11 protein-coding genes are annotated in these 21,160 nt (G+C 36.7%); 5 read left to right on the top strand and 6 right to left on the bottom strand.

The annotated features are described in order from the left end of the window. Window positions 1-170: 170 nt before the first annotated feature. The 5 genes from H344_RS0103210 to H344_RS0103190 form a co-directional block, all read right to left on the bottom strand. The gene (locus H344_RS0103210) at window positions 171-1,589 is read right to left on the bottom strand and encodes a DUF4998 domain-containing protein (RefSeq protein WP_169514947.1); all 1,419 of its coding nucleotides are present in this window, start codon (window positions 1,587-1,589) and stop codon (window positions 171-173) included. 116 nt (window positions 1,590-1,705) lie between these two features. After that, entirely contained in the window at window positions 1,706-2,902 is a 1,197-nt protein-coding gene (locus H344_RS0103205; RefSeq protein ID WP_169514946.1) for a DUF5000 domain-containing lipoprotein, read from the bottom strand. A gap of 116 nt (window positions 2,903-3,018) precedes the next feature. Beyond that, window positions 3,019-4,911 (bottom strand): RagB/SusD family nutrient uptake outer membrane protein, encoded by a 1,893-nt coding sequence (locus H344_RS0103200; RefSeq protein ID WP_034256111.1) that lies wholly within the window; start codon window positions 4,909-4,911, stop codon window positions 3,019-3,021. A 10-nt stretch (window positions 4,912-4,921) separates the two neighbouring features. After that, the gene (locus H344_RS0103195) at window positions 4,922-8,134 is read right to left on the bottom strand and encodes a SusC/RagA family TonB-linked outer membrane protein (RefSeq protein ID WP_084148728.1); all 3,213 of its coding nucleotides are present in this window, start codon (window positions 8,132-8,134) and stop codon (window positions 4,922-4,924) included. Window positions 8,135-8,352: 218 nt separating this feature from the next. Beyond that, window positions 8,353-9,717 carry a Gfo/Idh/MocA family protein gene (locus tag H344_RS0103190; protein WP_026808963.1) on the bottom strand — a complete coding sequence of 455 codons (1,365 nt, stop codon included), beginning with the start codon at window positions 9,715-9,717 and terminating at the stop codon, window positions 8,353-8,355. A gap of 216 nt (window positions 9,718-9,933) precedes the next feature. Between H344_RS0103190 and H344_RS0103185 the strand changes: the two genes are divergently transcribed. From H344_RS0103185 to H344_RS0103165, 5 genes are all read left to right on the top strand, one after another. Beyond that, complete coding sequence (locus tag H344_RS0103185; protein WP_026808962.1) at window positions 9,934-14,070, top strand: hybrid sensor histidine kinase/response regulator transcription factor; 4,137 nt, start codon at window positions 9,934-9,936, stop codon at window positions 14,068-14,070. 259 nt (window positions 14,071-14,329) lie between these two features. Continuing rightward, window positions 14,330-15,712 (top strand): DUF3472 domain-containing protein, encoded by a 1,383-nt coding sequence (locus H344_RS0103180; protein ID WP_240484937.1) that lies wholly within the window; start codon window positions 14,330-14,332, stop codon window positions 15,710-15,712. A 122-nt stretch (window positions 15,713-15,834) separates the two neighbouring features. Beyond that, on the top strand, window positions 15,835-17,412 hold the full coding sequence (locus tag H344_RS0103175) for an arylsulfatase (protein WP_034256102.1): 1,578 nt from the start codon (window positions 15,835-15,837) through the stop codon (window positions 17,410-17,412). A gap of 492 nt (window positions 17,413-17,904) precedes the next feature. Next, a complete protein-coding gene (locus tag H344_RS0103170; protein WP_084148733.1) occupies window positions 17,905-18,876 on the top strand; it encodes a M28 family metallopeptidase in 972 nt (323 codons plus the stop codon). A gap of 190 nt (window positions 18,877-19,066) precedes the next feature. Further along, window positions 19,067-20,203, top strand: coding sequence for a formylglycine-generating enzyme family protein (locus H344_RS0103165; RefSeq protein WP_026808958.1), 1,137 nt, complete (start codon window positions 19,067-19,069; stop codon window positions 20,201-20,203). A gap of 754 nt (window positions 20,204-20,957) precedes the next feature. On the opposite strand, the gene H344_RS19655 is transcribed toward H344_RS0103165, so the two are convergent. Beyond that, on the bottom strand, window positions 20,958-21,160 hold a 203-nt coding region (locus tag H344_RS19655; protein ID WP_034256101.1), incomplete at its 5' end, for an IS3 family transposase.

Raw genomic sequence — 21,160 nt, 5'->3', positions numbered from 1 at the left:
TGAATTTCAATTAAACTAAGATCATTAGCCTTGTTTCTAATGGAACTTTAGATAGATTTTTAGAATTAAAATCTTCTAATGAATCGTTTTCTAATGTGGAATAGCGAAAAAAAAACGGAGAGGAAACAATTCCCTCCCCATTTTTTCAATCAATTTTAATAATTAATATACTACTCTAAACCATAAACATTGATTTCAGCCAAGAAGGCATAAGCATTAGGACCTTCCAAGGCAACATATTTAAAATATCTGGCAGTAGCAATATCGCTAAAAGCAAATACTTGCCCGTCATTAGTGCTAGGATCCATATCGAACGTACCTAAATCTGTCCAAGTTTCACCATCAATACTCACTAAGAACTGATGTTTAGTTTGTCCTTGTCCATTTCCTTGTCTTCTGAAAGCCTCAAAACTTGCTACAGTCTTCTCAGCACCCATATCTACCGTTATATGATGCGGATAGGGAGGTGTGCCACCAGCCCATTTGGAATGCCAGAAGGTGCTTAAATCATCATCTATGATAGCAGTAGCTAATCCATTGGGTGCTCCTTCGTTAGGTTCCTCAGTTGAAAAATCTACTATAGTCCAACCAGATTTGTCTAGCTTTTGAGCAGCTGTCGGAGTTACAGTAAAATCATTTGGTCCAAAAGAGTTTCCATAAGGATCTGCAACGCTAACGCTTACAATCTGCTCCCCTTCATCCATTCCAGAAATAATAGCTTCTCCTTCAACATCAGAAGAAGTAACTTTTTGAGTTTTTACTTCGCCATTTACAGTATATTCAACTGTAAAGACTAATGCTGCAGCATCTGGGTTGGTCCATTGCATCTTAAGACCACCTAAAACGGATTCAAAAGCTATATTGTTAAGTATATCTCCAATTTGAGGAAGCGTAAGTGTTAGCCAATCAGAGTCAAATTCATCAATTGCTGTTTCCACATCATCCCTAGCTGCCGTTGGCACATAAAATGTACGGTAAGTAATAGGCTGGTCTATATCAGCATTTTCTAAAAGAATTATGTTTTCTTCTCTAAGGATTGTTGCAACTACCTCCTCATTATTAGTGTTGGTATATTTAAACTCAGTTCCTCTTTGGAGTTCGCTTCCAATCGCCATTACCACTTCTAAGTTTTCACCATCAAAAGTTATATGGTTAACTGTTCTAGCTTCCAAATTAGCTCGGTATCTTTCCCCATAGGCAGTTCCAAAACCCGTGGCGGGTATAGAAACATTACCGTCTGTGTCTCTACTAACTATTTTAAACTCATAGCTATTTTCTTCTAAATCGGTAACTATTAGCTCTAAAGGGTCTGTGTCCTGATCAGATTTGGTGTAAGGAAAAACTTGTTCGTTTTCTCCCTTGTTCCACGTCACTAATATTTCACTAACGTTAAACGCTCCTGTGATATAACCTTTAATCATCACTCGGTTTTCCCCTCCAAAAGTAGAAACGGAATCTACCTTGTTGGTATATATAATTTCTCCGTCTTTGATATATTCTTCATGAACCTCGTTCATGTCCTGGCAAGATATAAATGCCCCGGAAACCAAAAGGAGAAACAATTTAATGGTATTATATATTGTTTTCATCTGTTTAAATGTATTTGATTTTTTCGCTCTATTGAAATGTGGCATCCTTATCGTTTCACTCCAATGTAAATCGGTGGAGAATTTGAGAAATAAGTCACATTTCAGTTAAAAGCATTCTATTCGCTAATTATATTTCCCCAGAAGGTAATTTGTGATGCGTTTACGTATCCAGCACCATCCCAAGTGTCGTGTACCGCTAGTCTGAAATATCTAATTTCGTGAGAATCGTCGAAAGTATATTCGTCACCAGCAAGGAAATGGTCTAAATCCTCATCTGTATTTTGACCTATTGGTAAGCCCGAGGGCTTAATTGATTCGCACTCTCTTAATAAAATCCAGTTATCTAAATTATCGGGTTCTTCAGGTATTTCCTTAGCTCCGTAAACTGTGTACGTTTTTGGATTTCCGTGAGTGTAAGCATGTGACGTTCCATGAGATGCTCTTTGATGCAAAGTAAACCTACTAAGTTTTACTACAACGCCAAGATCTATGGAGTAGATTTGTGGAGAAGGGTGATCTCCTTGAGTATGAACAATGGTTTCCATTTTTTCATCAAATAAGTGATAATAATCACCTTCCCAAGCATCCCAATTGGTATCATCAGCAAAAACAACTTTTTTAAACTTTGTTTTGTCCAAACGCTCCTCGAATAGTGGGGTCAATTTCTTATCCGGTGTAGCAGGGTAAATGGTATCTGTAGTATTGTCATACCTATCTCTGATAAGGGCAGCAAATTTCGTAGGTACCGATTCAAATCCTCTTATAGAAGTGCTTGTTTCTGCCTGTGAAGTGTAAACCGTTCTTATTTCTTGCCATTCACCTTCTTCATTCTCTGTGAATAGTAATATTGAAATAGGAGTTTCTAATTCATTAAGCCATTGATACTTAGCCCCACCAAAATCTGCTGTAATGCTCATTGTTTCTTTAATAACATTTACAGGGGATTCTAATGGCTGAGCTGTAAAAGTTACAGGCTTAGAAATATTCTCAGATCGGTCAACTACATAAACATTAATAGTTCTTTCTGTAGTATCTCCAAACCCTACGATTTGTAGTTTGTTTTTGTAGGCAGAAGCGCGGACTTCAGAGGTTTCTCCTTTAGTATTCGTATAGGTAGCTTTTACATAGAGTACATCCTTGTCTGAAGGAATATCATATATAATATTAAATCCACCGTTTATTGGTTCGTACTGAAGATTTTCTATTGGCTTAGGCGCAACAGCATCTTTAGTAGACGGCAAATGTTCGTAATCTTCTTCGCAACCAGCCATGATAAATAGGCTGATGAACATGAGGCTTATTATTTTTTTCATCTGTTTGTAATTTAATGTTGTTGTTGTTGTTAAGTGTCCCGAAATTTTTCGGGACACTGTATCTAACATTTTGTTCTAAATCTAGTTATGATAATATTAAATTATAAAATTCATTTTTACCAACCTGGATTTTGTTGAAGGTTTGGATTGTTAATTAATTCCTCTTCTTTAATAGGCCATAAATAATCCTTTTGATTAAAGGTAGGGTTATGCAATACCCTAACCGTATAGTAATCGTCTAAAGGATTTACCAAAACACTCCATCCTTTAATAGGTTTGTTCATATGCTGTTCTAACAATTTCCATCTTCTAAGATCCCAATACCTGTTGCCTTCAAAAGCCATTTCTATCATTCTTTCACGCTGAATGATCTCTCTCATCCCTTCTTTGGTAGTAGGTTTGGCTGGATCTTTTGAGTGCTGTGCCCAACTGTTTACTACTCCGTCTAATCCAGCTCTTTCCCTTACTAGATCAATATATTCGTATACTTCATTATCAGGAGCAGATTTCACTTCATTAAGCGCTTCAGCATAATATAAATAAAGGTCTGCTAAACGAATTATTGGAAATGAATAAGTATATGCACTTAATGATGTTCCATTTTTAACTGTTGTTTTCATGCTAACTAACTTTTTAGGCCAGTAACCAGTAGGAGAATGGTTGTTGATTTCAAAGATGGATGCAAACTCTCCTCTTCTTGCACGGATATACCAAGGATCGGTATCTAATTCTCTTCCGTTTCCAAACCAAACACCTCTATCAAAAGAAAGATCTGCATAAAATCTAGCTTCCCTATTAAAGTTTAAAACAGCTGTACTTTGTCCTGGCTCAATATAGAAGCGGTCCTTGTTATTTGCTTGTTTTGTTCTATATCTGTTGATATAGTCAAAATTAATATCCTCTTCAATAGGCACTCCATTTTCAGAGTAGTACATTTCGGCCACTCTTAAGGTTGGAGAGTGGTTAGAGGCCACGGGGTTAGTTGTATACGAATACAATCTTGGCATAGATTGAGATTGAAGGCCTCCAGTGTTTTGAGTAGAACCCCAAATTATTTCCTTGTTCCATCTTTCTGTAACTCTACCTCTTAAGGCTGATTTTAATAAGGTAGTGTCATTTTGCTCCAAAGGATCTAAATAATCCTCTTTTTGAAAGAGTGACGCTCCAACACCTTCGGCCAATTCAATGGCTTCTTTGGCAGCATCTGCTGCTCTTTGCCATTTAGAGGCGTCATAGCTCGTTGGAAACATGGGTTCTCCGTCTGCGTTTGTAAAACTGCTATATACTGGGTTCCCATTGAATAAGGGACTTGCATATTCCATTAATACTCTTGCTTTCACTGCAGCAGCGATGGGCTTGGTAATACGACCTAATTCCTCATCTTCAAACTGTAGGGTTTCTGGCAGACCTTCAATAGCCTTATCCATAGTGGAAATAATATATTCAAAAGACTCCTCTAAGGTATTTCTAGTTACCCTAGTATCTTCAGTATCTGCAGAAACGGATATGGCTTTATCATTAATAACGATTGGCCCGTACATACGGGTTAGATAGAAGTGGTAGTATGCCTTTAAAAAGGTTACCTCTGCGGACCATTTGTCTTTAATGTACTGGTCTACACCTGGGACATTTTGAACATTTTCTAAAAAGATGTTACAATTTCTAATCCCAATATATAAAGATTTACCTCCATTACGACCTACCCAGTAATCAAATCTTGGGTTACTAATATTTTGGAATCCTTGGGCAACTGTAGGTCCATTATTATTTCTATGTCCTTCTGGATACCAAATTTCATCCCCGGCATTTAATGCCGGATTCTGATTTATACCACTTTCGTTTGGCAAATAGCTATAACAAGTAGCTAAATACTTTTCCGCATTGTATTGGTTAGAAAAGGCTAGATCAATAGTTGCCAGGTTATCTGGAACGATGTCTAAATAATCTTTTTCGCACGATGTTAACATAGCGACAAAAAAGAAAATTAATAAATATTTATTTTTTCTCATGATGTATTTTTTATAAAGAAATTTGAACTCCTGCATTAATAACTCTTTGGATAGGATAGCCTAAACCATTTCCACCCATTTCAGGATCCCATAGTTTAAACTTACTGAAGGTTAATAAGTTATTTCCTGTTACATAAAATCTAACTTGGTTCATTTTCATTTTGTCCAATAATCTATCTGGAAGGGTGTACCCAATTTCTAAAGATTTTAATCTTAGGAAAGTTCCGTCTTGCATAAACCAAGTACTAGTTTGGGTGTTATTACCTATGTTAGAGGTAGACAATCTTGGCCATTTTGCATAGATATCTCTGTTGTTTTCAGACCAGTAGCTGTCTGCCCAAACTTTTAATAATTGGTTGTTTGCGTCTCCACCTGGCCATACGTCCACAAAAGGAGCAGTGTTCCATGCGTCTATCCAGAAGGATTCGTTTCCTAAACCTTGGAAGAATGCAGAAATGTCAAAACCTTTATATCCTGCAGAAGCTCCAAAGCCGTAAACTATTTCTGGTGAAGTTGGGTTTCCAATAGGCACTCTATCTAATCCAGAAATTCTTCCATCCCCATTAATATCCTTATATTTAATATCACCTCCTGCATATTCACCAAAAGTTTGAACGGGAGAGTTTTTTACTTCTTCTTCATCAACAAACAAACGTTCAGCTATATAACCCCATTGTTGGTTTATAGGCTGCCCAACACGAGAAAGCCATGGTGTATCGGTATAATCAGGCTCCTCAATTTTAGTGATCTCATTAGTAGAATAAGTAAAGTTAGCTCTTGCTTGTAGCCACATTCCATTACTGAAACTATTGTTATACACTATAGAGCCATCAATACCACGACTTTTAGCTTCACCGATGTTTGCTCTAACGCTGCTCTCTAATCCCATACTTGCAGTAATAATCCTATTAGCTAGGATATTAGTTCTGTGCTCGGTAAAATAATCTGCCTCCAATGTAAATTGATTAAAAAGACCTAGTTCAATACCTAAGTTAAACTTAGTGGCTGTTTCCCAAGTGATATTTTCATTAGGATATCTTTGGATAGAAACTCCAGGGGTAAAATTATCAAAATCCCTTCCTGTTGTATACCCATACCTATTATCGTTAAGGTTTACTTGTGATAAATAGAAAAATCTATCGGAAGCACTACCTATTTGGTCGTTACCCACCAAACCATAAGTAGCTTTAAATTTCAGTAAATTTACAGCATCTGTGTAGTCTTCAAAGAACTCTTCATTAGATACAATCCAACCGGCAGCTACGGATGGGAAAAATCCCCAACGCTCCTTTTTGTGGAAACGTTCAGATCCATTGTAACCGAAAGTAAACTCTCCAAAATATTTTTCGTGTGCAGAAAAAGTAAAACGTCCTGCAAGTCCCATGTTTCTGTAAGGCAAGGATGCTTGTAGGTTTCCGGCACCAGAAACTCTTCTGTTGTTCATAGTAAACACTAACATTCCAGAAAGGTCATAGTCTTCAGTAATGTCTTTGTTGTAGGTTAAAGAAGATTCTAAATACGAGGAAGAAAGTACAAACTTTCCTGTTTCATTATAATCTAAATACTCTGTTCCTGTTTCCTCATTCATAGGAGTCAAGATCTGTTTACCGGTAATAGGATTAATTCTAGGCTCGTAGAAGAATGGTCTATAAGATCTATTTACACTATTTCCAGATTCCCTGTTAGCGTTCACAATTACTTTCCCCATTAATCCATCTACTAAACCACTTAGGTCTTGCTCTAACTCAACTTGTGAAATTATTTTAGAAGAACCAGACTCTCTATAACCTTTTACCATATCAGCATAAGGGTTTATATAATTCCCGTTGTCATAATTTCCAAAAAGAATATGATTTACATAGGAGTTGGATTCATCTTTTTCATAATAAGGTCTAAAAAGCACAGGGTTACTCTGCATAACTTTTCTGTAAAGTGTTTGTCCAGAATCTAAAGGACCTGTGTAGTCATCATAGTTACCTATAAAACTCAATTTTAATTTAGTAGTTTCAGACAGAGCAATATTGGTATTAGACCTTAATTGAAATTGCTTATAGTCAATATTACTATTAAAGTTATTAACTTTTGGCACATCTAAAACTCCGTTGTCCTGGCTAGCAGCTAAAGAAACGTAGTACTGAGCTACTTTACCCCCTCCGTTAATACTGAAGTTAAAACGTTTGTTAATGGTGTAATCCTTAAATAATTCCTTTTGCCAATCTGTTACGGGGTAAAGGATTGGATTTGCACCAGCAATAGTTTTATCTATCTTTTCTAAAGAGTATCTAGATATTCCAAGAGGGTCTCTGGTTTTTATTGCCTCGTTGTGCATTCTCATATAGGTAATAGGATCTGCGAACTCTATATTTTGAGTAGCTTGGGACATAGTAGTCTCAAATCTTGCGCTAATCCTAGCAGGACCTTCAACACCTTCCTTGGTAGTAACATAGATTACCCCGTTAGCACCACGAGCACCATACAATGATGTAGCAGTTGCATCTTTCATAATGGAGAAAGAAGCAATGTCATCTGGCTGTAAACGCGCTAAATCCTGAGTGGTTAATTCTACCCCGTCAATAAGAATTAAAGGGCTGTTTCCATAACCAAAAGAGGTAACCCCTCTAATAAAGAATTGGGCATTGTCTGCTCCAGGCTCACCAGTTCTTTGGTAAGCAATCATTCCCGCAACATTACCAGCTAATGCGGTGGTTAAGTTACTAGAAGGTATTTTTAAATCGGCAGGCTTTATAGTAGAAACAGAAGAAATAACACTGGCTTTCTTTTGTTTACCAAAACTTACAAGAACAACTTCATCTAAAGCCTCTGCATCTTCTGCCAAGACTACATTTATTACGTCTTTATCGGCAACAGTGATTCTTTTAGATTGCATACCAAGGTAAGAGAATTCTAAAATATCACCTTCATTGGCTTTAATGGAATACTCTCCATCAAAATTGGATTGAACTCCTCTTGTAGAACCTAAAACCACTACGTTTACTCCAAATAGAATGGTTCCATTTTCATCGGTAATAGTTCCTGTAATGGTTCTGGTTTGTTGTGCTACGTTAATATCGTCGTTAGCCTCAACAACGGAACCGTAGGCATTGCTGAATGGTAATAAGAATAAAGCGGTTAAAAAGGAAGCAAGTATAAGATCATACCTCCTTCGCTTTTTAATAGAAACCGAATAGGGTCTCTTTTCATAAATAATAGCTCTTTGTTTCATAGAATTAGATTGATTTTAGCTTAATATTTGGTCAATTTTAAAGTTAATAATTCGATTAGGCGTGTTCTTCATATTGATTTTAATTGGGTTTCAGGTTTATTTTATTCTAGTGTTTAAAGCTACGGTTGGTATAAAAAAGCCCATTCCATTTTTACGAAATGGGCGATTAAAAACTAACTTAAACTAAACACATCATTATTATTCATTGCTAAGTAGGCCTAATAGGTATCCTTTATCCAGTTGTACGGTTTCCTCTTAATCCAATTTCCTCTAGTGAAATCAGGAAAATCTTGGGGTTCCCCATTGTTTTCTATAGAAAGTTCGGAAAGTGGAGTTACTGCACTCCATGCGGCGGCATCGTAAGCATCCATAGGCGGAGCAATATTTTCTTTAGCAGATTCTACAAAAGCATTTATCACAAAAAAGTCAATTCCACCATGACCCGCTTCGGTAGCACCATCACCATACTTTTTCCATAAGGGGTGGTCGTACTTTTCAAACCATTTGTCCATATCTTCCCAGCCATGGCCTTCCGTAACACCTTCTATATGTATTCTTTGGGTATGGGTATCAAAATCGGTTAATCCTTGTGCTCCCTGTACCTTAAATCCTAATGAGTAAGGATGTGGGTTGTTTACATTATGTGTTATAATAATGGTCTCCCCATTTGCCGTCTCAACAGTAGAGGTAATAATATCTCCTTGCTTAAATTTTAATTTAGCATTGGGGTGATCTTTACCACCTGTCTCTACTATATATTTGTTAAGGCCAACTCCTTTGGTAGCGTGTGAGGTTAATGAGAGCAATCTATTACCTCTATTCACATCGGCCATAACGGCTATTGGTCCTAAACCATGGGTGGGATATACATCTGCATTCCTAAGTAAGGAATGTTGGGTACGCCATGCGGATTCTGAGATTCCCTTTTCACCAAATTCGGCACCTTTGCCATAGGCAGTTTTTCCATCATTGAATTTTACACCCCTTAAATCGTGCTGATAACCACAGCGGAAGTGTAATAATTCTCCAAATACATTTTGTTTTACCATATTTAATACGGCTAAAACGTCTCTTCTATAGTTTACATTTTCTAGTAGCATTAAATGACTACCAGTTTCTTCATGGGTATTTACTAAGTCCCAACACTCTTCTAAAGTGTTAGCAGCAGAGACTTCTAAACCAGTATACTTCCCGGCTTTCATGCTATCTACAGCCATTTTAGTATGCCATAACCATGGAGTAGCTATTACTACCGCGTCTACTTCTTCCAAAGCCAGGAGGTTCCTATAGTCTAAATCATTTTTTCCAAAAGCTTTCGCTTTCTTTTGACCTGCCTTTTCTATATGATTTTGTGCTATAGTTATTCTGTTTTGATCTATATCACAAATAGCAGTTACCAGTACATCGTCTCTTTTTAAAAGGTTTACCAAATGATTAGTACCTCTTAAACCTACCCCTATAACACCTACCTTTAATTTTTGCGCAGCTTTCCTTCCTGAATTACCTAAAGAAAGATTAGGTAAGATGGCAATGCCAGCAGAGGTAATGGCTGTTTTTTTTATAAAGTTTCTTCTCTGGTTCATATAATCTCAATTTGGTTAAACTAAATAGTGTTTTACAAATATTAAGATTGTGTTAAATAGTAAAGTGTGTTATTTTCGCGTTGTTGGGGTGTTTTTTAGGATTTATAGGGGTTAAGTGAAAAAAATCCACCTTTTCGCTGAATTTATCCCCCTAATATGGGTTTAATTATAAAGAAATTTTAAGAGCTTAGAATTCCATATATTTAAGAAATATTTATGATGCAAAAGAAATTTAGGTTGGTGAACTGGAGATGGTGTTTTGCAGTGATGTTAATGCATTTGAATGCGGTATTACTATTTTCACAGAGCCCATCCAATTTTGTTAGCTTACCTTTTAATATAGATAACCAAAGTGTAAAGGTGACCCATTCAGTTCAGGATAATATGGGGTATATCTGGTTGGCGCATGCCTTTGGAATTTCTAAATACGATGGTTATAATTTTGAATTCATTCCTAGAGATCAAATTTTTAATAATACCAATTTCTCAGATGAAGTAAAATCGGTGTTTAAGGACGGTAATGCTGTTGTATGGGCGCTTTCCCTAAATGGGGACCTTTCCTTCTTACAAAAGAATGGAACCTTTTTGTCTATAGATCAATATATAGAAGGCTTTGTTGAGAACTACCCAATTGAAGTAGTGTATCCTGAAGGTGATAAAATTTGGATGGCTACAAAAACCGGTGAAGTGTATTCTTATGACCATGCCAATGGTACAATGGATAGTATAACTAGTATTCCTATTTCTGGGCATGGAAGATATGGCATAAGTTCCATGGCGGTTAGGAAATCTAAGCAGATAATTCTAAGTACCTATAAAGGGCCTATTTATACCTATAACCTAGAATCTAAAGATACAGAGGTATTAGATTTTCCTTATAATTATTCTTTGTCCGACAATACTTTGTTAATGTTAGACAAGCAAGATAGGTTGTGGATTGGCTCATCTTATGTTAGCTTAGGAATTTTAGTTTACGATTTTAAAAAGGAAGCCTTTATTCAAAATGCCCTTTTTAAAGATCAGCCTTATGGGCAAATTAATGAATTGTTTACTTCCATGTATTGTGATGTGGACGGTTTTGTTTGGTTGGGTACGGATGGGAACGGCCTGTATAGAGTAGACCCTATTTCAGGAGAATTAACCACCTATAAGCACAATATTTTAAAAAAGTTTTCTTTAAGTACCAATACCGTGATTGATATTAATGAAGATTTAAGAAACAATCTTTGGGTGCTCACCAATTATGGTAATATAAATGTACTAAGGAAATCGGATAATCATATTTATTACCATCCAGGAACAGTTAGTTTAAAACCAGCACGTATTTTATCTTCCTTTAAGGCGAGTGATGGGGTTTTATGGATTGGTACCGATGGGGAAGGACTTGCAAAGGTGCCCCCTGTAGGACCTAGTCAACAATTTTTCGAGAATACATTAAATGATAAAGGCTACTATATTCATTCTATAAATGAAGATGAGGATCATAATATTTGGGTAGGGACCTATCAGAACGGGCTGCACATATATAATAGTAGGCAAAAAAGCTTCCAGAAAAAGCCTTTAATAGATGTAGATGGACATAGTGTACAAGATGTCCGATTTATTTTTCGGGATTCCAAGAAAAGAATGTGGGTAACTACGGATCAGGGCTTGTTTGTTTATTTGGACAGTAAAACCCTTTTGGTGAAGTTTAAGAATAACTCTAATGGTTTAGTGGGTAATATATCCCAAAGTCTCGTGGAAGATACAAATGGGACTATATGGGTTGCCACCAATGGGGGTGGCTTGTTTAAATTTAATGAAAACAAGACAGATATTTCTAGATCCACTTTTAGAAGGTATACTCGATTGACTGAGGAGGAATTAACCAATAAAAACAATGATATCTTGGCAATGTCTTGCGTTGGAGATAAGACTATTTGGTTAGTATCATTTAATGGACGACTGGCGAAATTTGATATTTATAAGGAAGAATTTGAACTGGTGAATCTGCAAAATACCACTGATGATGATTTTGATAAGACCCCTAAATCGCCTGTATTTAGATCGGTGCTACAAAACGATGAAGATAATTTATGGTTGGGCTCTACTACAGGTCTATGGCATTATAACATTTCAGATTCCATTACCAAGGTTTATCAGGAAAGGGACGGCCTACAGAATGATTTCTTTATGCAACGGAGTGCACACAAAGGAATTGATGGAAACTTTTATTTTGGAGGCTTAAACGGTGTTAACTATTTTAAGCCAGAAATGGTGGAGAAGGAGCAGTACGCTGCTGAATTGTTCATGGAGGGAATGGAGATTTTAAACCAACCTGCTATTGAGGTCGTTCCAGAACAACTACAAGATGGTATAGAGAATATTGAACAATTGTCACTAAACTATGATCAGTCCTCTTTTTCCTTTCGCTTCTTGGCAATGGACAATATTCTTTTTCCCAACTATAATTATGCTTACCGACTGAAAGGTTTTAATGATTCATGGATTTTTGCGGGGAAGGAACGTTTAGCTACCTATACTAATATTCCCCCTGGAGATTATACCTTTGAAGTAAGGGCGGGAACCAAGACCGGAAATTGGGATATAGGTCAAAAGTCGGTTGCTATTCATATTTCAGAACCTTTTTGGAATACGGGTTGGGCACATCTATTTTATGCTCTACTCGCTTTAGGAATACTTTATGGTATATTTATGTGGATTAAATTTAGAAATCGCTTACAGGCAGAGGAGCTTCAACACCATCATGAAAAGGAGTTGTATGCCTTGAAACTGAATTTCTTTGCAAAAATGTCACATGAGATCCAAACGCCATTAACCCTGATTTTAATTCCATTAGAAGATATGATGGCACGTGCCGTAAATAGTGGAAATGAATTGCTGCAACAGCGACTCCGGTTAATATCAAATAATGCGAAAAGATTGTCGCGTATTGTTTTTGAACTCACTTCTTTGAGAGATAAAGAATTGGATAAATTAACGCTTCGCCCAACAGAATATAATATTATAGAAGATTTAAAAGAATATGCTAGTGCTTTTAATGAGCAGGCAAAATTTAAGGGAATCAATTATAATTGTAGTTATCCTAAGCAGGATTTGATAATGAGGTACGATAGGGATAAATTAGAACACATTGTATTTAATTTGTTATCCAACGCCTTTAAATTCACCCCAAAAATGGGTGCTATTTCGTTTAAGGTAGAAGAAGCAAAGAAAGAAGGAGAACGGATGATAAAAATAAGTGTTGCCGATTCTGGTCCAGGTATTCCAAAAAACGAATTGGAAAATATTTTTCAATTGTTTTATCAGGCCGATTCTGGGAAACAAAAGATAGGAACAGGAATAGGATTAGCATTAATTAAAGAGCTTGTAGAATTACACGATGGAAAAATTGATGTTAAATCGGAATTAGATGAAGGTACCTGCTTTAGCGTTTATTTGCCTATAATAAAAGGAAAAGCAATTACATCTGAAACTGAAAATCAATTGGAAGTATTGGAATTCCCAATAGCTAAGGAAAACCACGACCTTATTATTGCAGAATCACAGGAGCAACCAAAGAGACTTAATAAAACGATTCTTATAGTTGAAGATAACTATGAATTGCAAATATCCTTGCGCGATCTTTTTATGGGATATTATAATGTGGTTTTGGCTGAAAATGGGGAAGAAGGCTTACAGATGGCCATGGAGAATCAACCAAACATTATTATTACGGATGTGATGATGCCAAAAATGGATGGTATAGAGATGAGTACTGCGCTTCAGAAAAATGAGGCTACGGCTCATATTCCCATTATAATGCTGACAGCAAAAAAGACAGAGCAGAGCAAATTAAAAGGGCTACGTGCAGGGGCTATAGAATTTATAGGGAAACCGTTTAAAACAAACGAATTAATTCTTAAAGTAAACAATATAGTAACCAAAAATGATCGATTGGTTTTAAAGTATAAAAACGATTTAATTACTACGCCTAAGGGTGGACCTAACAAATCTCAGGATGAGATCTTTTTGGAAAAACTAGTTGGCCTGATAGAAGAAGAAATTAGTAATCCGGACTTTAAGCTAGAAGATCTTTCCGCTAAGCTAAATATGAGTTATTCTGCTATTTACAGGAAATTCCAGAGTTTAACTGGTAAAAAGATTGTAGATTTTGTTAGAACCATGCGCTTAAAAAAGGCCGCTGTTTTGCTTGCCGAGTGTAACTATTCTGTGTCTGAAACTGCTTTCTTAGTAGGTTTTAATGACTCTAAGTATTTTTCCAAAACCTTTAAAAAGGAGTATGGGGTAACCCCAGGAAAATATAAGGGTAAAACAGACTTGATAAATCCAACCGACTTTGAATCTAAGTAAACTTACTATAAAATAAAATGCTTCAAATAACGACAGTTTATTAGCGCTTTAGATGCATTTTCGTATAATCAATTTCTAAATTAGTTACTTTTTATTCAATATTGTTAAGGGACCAATGTGTTTTAAGAAAATTGGTTTAATTTATTTTTTGCTATGTTTTTGAAGTGGGATTAGCTAGTTTTGAAAATCAAATATGCCTTTATAAAAACAGGCATAAAGACCTAACGAACCCTATTTTTAAAATAAACGGAACTAATTTATGATTAAAACCATGTCCTTCAGCCCAATTAAGAGCTCTACCATTTTTGTAAAATCATGCAAACAGCTTATACCTATTGCATTTGGTTCACTATTTCTTTTAAGCACTTCCTGTAACTCTTTGCCAAAGAATACTAAAAATCTAGAAGAGGTTACTAAGTCATTAGATCTTCCTGTAGCTATAAAGCCTGGGGGGAACAGTTGGATTGTGAATAATCTAGAACAGAATCATAAGGTTATATCCGATGCGGGAATACGGGATTGGAAAGATTCTGACGATATTATAAGGACCTATTTTAAGACAGAAGAAACGGGAGATTTAAATGTGGGACTAAGCTTAAAAGTCCCTGCAGGAACTTCTACTCTAAAAATAACTGTAGGAGATGTGTCTAAAACTATTGAAGTAGCAAATGCCAATTTTGAAACTGTAGAAGCTGGCACTTTTAAAATAGAGGAACCGGGTTATCATTTTGTAGAATTACAAGGAGTGAATAAATCAGGAGATAGTTTTGCGGAGATTAATGATGTGCTTGTAGGTGGAGCAGCAACGGAAGGGGATATTACTTATGTAAAAGAAGACTTTTATTGGGGACGTAGAGGGCCTTCGGTTCACTTAAATTACGCAGTGCCAGAAAAGAAAGATATTCTTTGGTTTTATAATGAAATTACCGTTCCCGAAAAGGAAGATGTTATTGGAACCTACTATATGGCCAATGGATTTGGGGAAGGTTATTTTGGAATTCAGGTGAATTCCCCTACGGAAAGAAGAATATTGTTTTCTGTATGGAGTCCGTATGAAACCCAAGATCCTAAAAGTATTCCAGAGGAGTATAAGATTATTTTATTAGGTAAAGGAGAGGGTGTAACTACAGGGGAATTTGGCAACGAAGGTTCTGGCGGACAGAGTTATAAGGTGTTTAATTGGAAAGCAGGAAAGACCTACCGATTTTTATTGAAAGGGGAGCCTTCGGAAAATAATTCCACCGACTATACTGCCTATTTTTATGATGCCGAAACGGAGGAGTGGAATTTAATCGCCGGATTTAGGAGACCACATACTAGTACTTATCTAAAAAGGCCACACTCATTTTTAGAGAATTTTAGAACCGAAATGGGACCCGTATCCAGGATGGCACATTATGGCAACCAATGGATAATGGATACCAATGGAGAGTGGCATGAGCTAACCAAAGCAAAATTCACTGCAGACGCCACAGCAAGAAAGGGATCTAGGGACGATTATGCCGGTGGAGTAAAGGGAAATACCTTCTTTATGAAAAATTGTGGATTTTTTGATGAAATGACTACAGTAGACACCTTTCATGAGAGAACGGCAAATGGAGTCCAACCACAGATAGATTTTACTTCGCTAGAAAAGCTGTAACGTAGAAATTAGTTAATTTGATGATTTGAGAATGTGTAAATTTCATATTTAATAAATGTTAAATCTACAAATTGGGTTTGCCCCCCCCTGAAAACTGAATACAAACCACAACCAAGATAACCATGCGTAAGTCAATTTTTATTTTAGTAATCTCTCTTCAGTTATTTTCATGTAAGGAAGACAATAAGAATGGTAAGGAAAAAGCAATTAGCGACTCCAGACCCAATATCATTTATATTTTGGCTGATGATCTTGGTTACGCTGAGATAGGAGCCTACGGACAGGAGAAAATAGAGACCCCCAATATAGATGCTTTGGCAAAAGAGGGAATGTTATTTACTCAACATTATACCAGTGCACCTGTTTGTGCGCCTGCAAGATACATGTTGCTCACAGGGACCCATTCTGGAAAGGCACATATAAGGGGTAATGACGAATGGGGAGATCGGGGACAGGTGTGGAACTATGCCGCTATGGCCAAGGACTCTACTTTAGAAGGTCAGCGTCCCATGCCCGATAGTACCATTACTATAGCAAAGAAATTAAAAGAAGTAGGTTATAAGACCGGTATTTTTGGCAAATGGGGACTTGGGGCGCCGCACACCAATTCTATCCCTACAAAAATGGGATTCGATTACTTTTTCGGATATAACTGTCAGAGACAGGCACATACCTATTACCCTTTGCATTTATACAAGAATGCAAATAGGGTACATCTAAACAACGATACTATTGCACCCAACACAAAGTTGCCGAAAGGAGCAGATATCAATGATCCTAATAGTTATGCAAATTACACGCTAAATGAATATGCTCCTGACCTTATTTTTAATGAGCTGAGCAGTTTTGTGGTTAATAATAAGGAGAATCCGTTTTTTGTGTATTGGGCAACTCCTATTCCCCACGCACCAATACAAGCCCCGCAGAAATGGGTAGATTATTATGTGAATAAATTTGGGGAAGAAACCCCTTATTTAGGGGGGCGAGGTTATTTTCCACATCAAACTCCGCATGCCGGTTATGCCGCAATGATTTCCTATTTGGATGAAAACATTGGTAAGTTAGTAGCTCAATTAAAGGAAGAAGGTATTTATGAGAATACCTTAATCGTTTTTACTTCTGATAATGGACCTACATTTAACGGAGGAACAGACTCCCCATGGTTTAATAGTGCAGAACCTTTTAAAAGTGAACGGGGTGGAGGAAAAGGGTTTGTTTATGAGGGAGGTATTCGAGTTCCTATGATTGCTTCGTGGCCAGGACGTATAAAAGCAGGAAGCACAACAGACCATGTTTCTGTGCATTATGATGTAATGGCTACCCTAGGTGATGTTGCAGGATATGAAAGTCTAGCACATTCAGATGGAATTAGCTTTATGCCTACTTTGCTGTCTGATGATAAGCAAGATCAGCACGAATTTCTGTACTGGGAATTTCCTGAGTATGGCGGACAGTTGGCTATACGTATGGGGGATTATAAAGTAGTGAGAACAAACTTGAAAGACCCTATAAGGGAATCTACAATAGAACTCTACAACCTTAAAACAGACATTGGGGAGACCACGAATATAGCAGCAGAACATCCGGAAATAATTGCACGGGCAGCTGAAATATTAGAACAAGAACATACCGAACCAGATAACGATAGATTTAAAATTCCCGGCTTACAGGAAGGGATGGTAAATGTTCCAACAAATTAATGTGCCAATGTACCAATTTACCAATGAGTTAATGTAGCAATTGGTTGATTTGTAAATGGGTTAATTTGATGATTTGGAAAATGGTTAATGTATCAATGTATTAATGTACTAATGTGTTAATGGAGCAATGTGTTGAATTAAAAATGTAGCAATTGGTTAATTTGAAAATGGGTTAATTTGATGATTTGGAAAAGGGTTAGTAAATCAATATACCAATGAATCAATGTACCAATGTGTTAATGGAGCAATGTGTTGAATTAAAAATGTAGCAATTGGTTGATTTGTAAATGGGTTAATTTGATGATTTGGAAAAGGGTTAGTAAACCAATGTACCAATGTGTTAATGTACCAATGAGTTAATGTGCAATTGGTTAATTTGAAAATGGGTTGATTTGAAAATGAATTAAATCCCTATTGAAAGGGGGGGGCTATGCCTTTAAAAGTGGAAATAGTGCTAATTTTACCCACTTATAAAAATTGTATTATATGTTTATGGAGTTTTGTAAGAGTAGATTTTATATCACCTTGATAATTGTCTTATTAGGAGTTAATTTTTCAATCGCTCAGGCCGATATTACAGAAAAAGAATTAGAGGATCATATTGTTTTCCTGACTTCTGAAAATAAGTTAGGTCGTTACCCTGGAGGCAAGATTAATAGGAAAATAGTTTCCTATATCATAAAGGACTTTAAAAATTCGGGAATTCCTGCATTTAATCGCTCGTATAAGCAGGCTTTTAAAACAAAACTGCGGGTAAAAGAAGGGGAGGAGCCTAAAAAGGAAGTAAAGACCTGGAATGTTATTGGTTTAATAGAAGGGAATGATCCCGTGTTAAAAAATGAATATATAGTCCTAGGCGCTCATTACGATCATCTTGGTATGGGAGGAGGGCCTTCTTCTAAATCTGATAAGATCGCTATTCATTACGGGGCAGATGATAATGCTAGTGGAACATCCGCCTTATTGGAAATAGCAGAAAAACTAATGGCAAATAAATCGGATTTAAAACGATCTATTCTTTTAGTGGCATTTGGTGCAGAGGAACAAGGATTAGTTGGAAGTAGGTATTTTGTGGAAAATTCCGTGGTACCACTATCCCAAATTAAATTGATGATTAATATGGATATGGTGGGAAGGCTAAACCACGAGAATCACGTTTATATGGGAGGTGCAGGGACCTTTCCTGGCGGGATGGAGCTCATGAAGGAATTAGCACCTCCATTAGGACTAACCCCTATTGTTCATGCTGGTTCCGTAGGAGGATCTGATCATGTTTCGTTTTATAAAAAAGGTATTTCCGTACTAGGTATCCATACCGGTGGGCATCCCCAATACCATACGCCTGAAGATACAGTGGAACATATTAATTTTGAGGGTCAGAAATTGGTGAGTGAGTATATCTATAATGCTATTATGACGGTAGCAGGAAGTGACTATGAGATGGAATTCATCGATCAGGATTAGAGTTCAGGAACAATTTCGTTATACGGAAGGCAGCTATACCCTAGTAAATAAGGTGTCCATTAAATAATCACTGTAGGAGACCGATAATAGCTGTTCCAATTGATTTAAAAATTAATTAAGTTAATTAGAGTATTCCCAAACACTACTTGTAGTTTTGGATTTAAATTTAATTATTGATAAAAATAGTGTAATGCAATATATAAAGTTGATAGGTGTATTTTTAGTATTGGCAAGCATCATCCAATGCAAGGAAAATAATAAGAATGCGGTCTCTAAAGAAGTGGAAAACTCGGTAATAACGAATGATTCCCCCTCTATAGAAGAGAAAGTAGAACTCTTGATAGAGCAACCAAAAGAGGTGAAAACACCAAAAGGTATGGTATGGATCCCTGGAGGAGAATTTACACAAGGAGCTGTGCCCCAGGATGAAATTGCCATGCATCATGAAAAGCCTGCCCATAAGGTTAGATTAGACGGTTTTTTTATGGATATCACCGAAGTTACCAATGCACAATTTGCCAAATTTGTAAAGGAAACTGGGTATGTAACGGTGGCAGAAAGGGCTATAGATTGGGAAGAGATGAAGAAACAAGTCCCGGAAGGTACCCCAAAACCACACGATTCCATTTTACAACCTGGTGCACTTACCTTTAAAAAAACAAAGACGTCAGTGCCTAATCTGTATGATTTTTCACAATGGTGGCATTGGACTATTGGTGCCAATTGGAAACATCCAAACGGTCCTGGGAGTTCCATAAAAGGGAAAGAAAATTATCCTGTGGTACAAGTGGCCTATGAAGATGCATTGGCTTATTGCGAATGGGCAGGAAGACGTTTACCTACAGAAGCAGAGTGGGAGAGAGCAGCCCGAGGTAAGAAAGAGGGAAGTATTTATTTTTGGGGCGATAACGATACCGTTCTATCGCAAATGGCAAATACTTGGGAAGGCGAATTTCCTGTGACAAATACCATGGCAGACGGATTTGAAACAAGAGCTCAAGTAAAATCCTATCCCCCTAATGATTTTGGATTGTACGATATGGCAGGCAACGTATGGGAATGGACAAGCGATTGGTACAATACGAATTATTATAAAGAAGTTGCAGCTAAAAATACTATTGAGGTAAATCCTACCGGTGCTAAAACGCCTTACAACCCCAATATGCCTTATGCTAAGGAAAAGGTAATGAAAGGAGGATCTTTTCTGTGTAACGCCTCCTATTGCGCTAGTTATAGGATATCTTCAAGAATGGCCTCTAGTATAGATTCGTCCTTAGAGCATTTGGGCTTTAGAACTGTAGCAACGGTAGAGATGGTTGAGGAATAATATGTCAATGTATTAATTTATCAATGTAACAATTGGTTGATTAGAAAATTTGGACATGATACTGAGTAGTAAGATTAATGATTAGTAGGAGTTCGCGAGTCAGGTAAATGCTATTGATAAGAGGTCTTCACAGATGGTCTCGACTTATTAATATACCCCGCTTAATTAAGAGAATAATGATATTTTTAGCAATTATAAAATATCATTGCAAACCACCTTCCTCTATTGAAAGGAGGTGATTAATTTTTTCTAGGGGATAATCGAGATTGCAATGCTCCGAGGCCTGCCCGTAGAATTCAGGCGGGCTTGCTCCGAGGTAGTTGCCTTAATAGTGGTTAACCTATATCAGTGACGTACCCATTGTTTATTGCTAACTGTTTACTGTTCACTGTTCACTGTCCATTATCATATGACTAAACTTAAACTGTCCAGTATTTTTGATGGATTTAGTTATACTTTTCATTGGATTTATTTATAAAAATGATTAGTTCTGTTCTAAAAACTAATTCTGTTCATTTTTTCCATTGATGAAATGCGCAGCATTCATGAATTCCTTTTAAAAAAACAATATACAAGCCATGAATAAAAAACGAACCAGGGCCGACAAACTAAGGTACCGGAGTACCTTATGTTTAGAGGAGCCAGCTGTAGCGTTGGACTTTAATGTATTAGCTTATTAGGATGTGAAATCTACACGGCCGCACCGTCCAGGCCGCCTACCTCCTGGACTACCTAATAATTTTGGTACAATGTTTTATGCTACATTATACATGTTTTTGATTTTTAGTTCTAATTCCTTTTCTGTCGGTGTTTTATAGTCCAAGGCAGAATGTATTCTAACATTATTATACCAATTTACGTAGTTTCCAATAATTTGATAAGCTTGTAAGTAGGTCTTAAAGTTGTGTCTATGGATACATTCATATTTTATGGTCTTAAAAAAACTTTCAGCTACGG

The sequence above is a fragment of the Arenibacter latericius DSM 15913 genome (genome assembly GCF_000424985.1).
Classification (GTDB): domain Bacteria; phylum Bacteroidota; class Bacteroidia; order Flavobacteriales; family Flavobacteriaceae; genus Arenibacter; species Arenibacter latericius.
The sequence above is the reverse complement of the archived record's forward strand: the minus strand, read 5'-3'. Positions and strand labels throughout refer to the sequence as shown.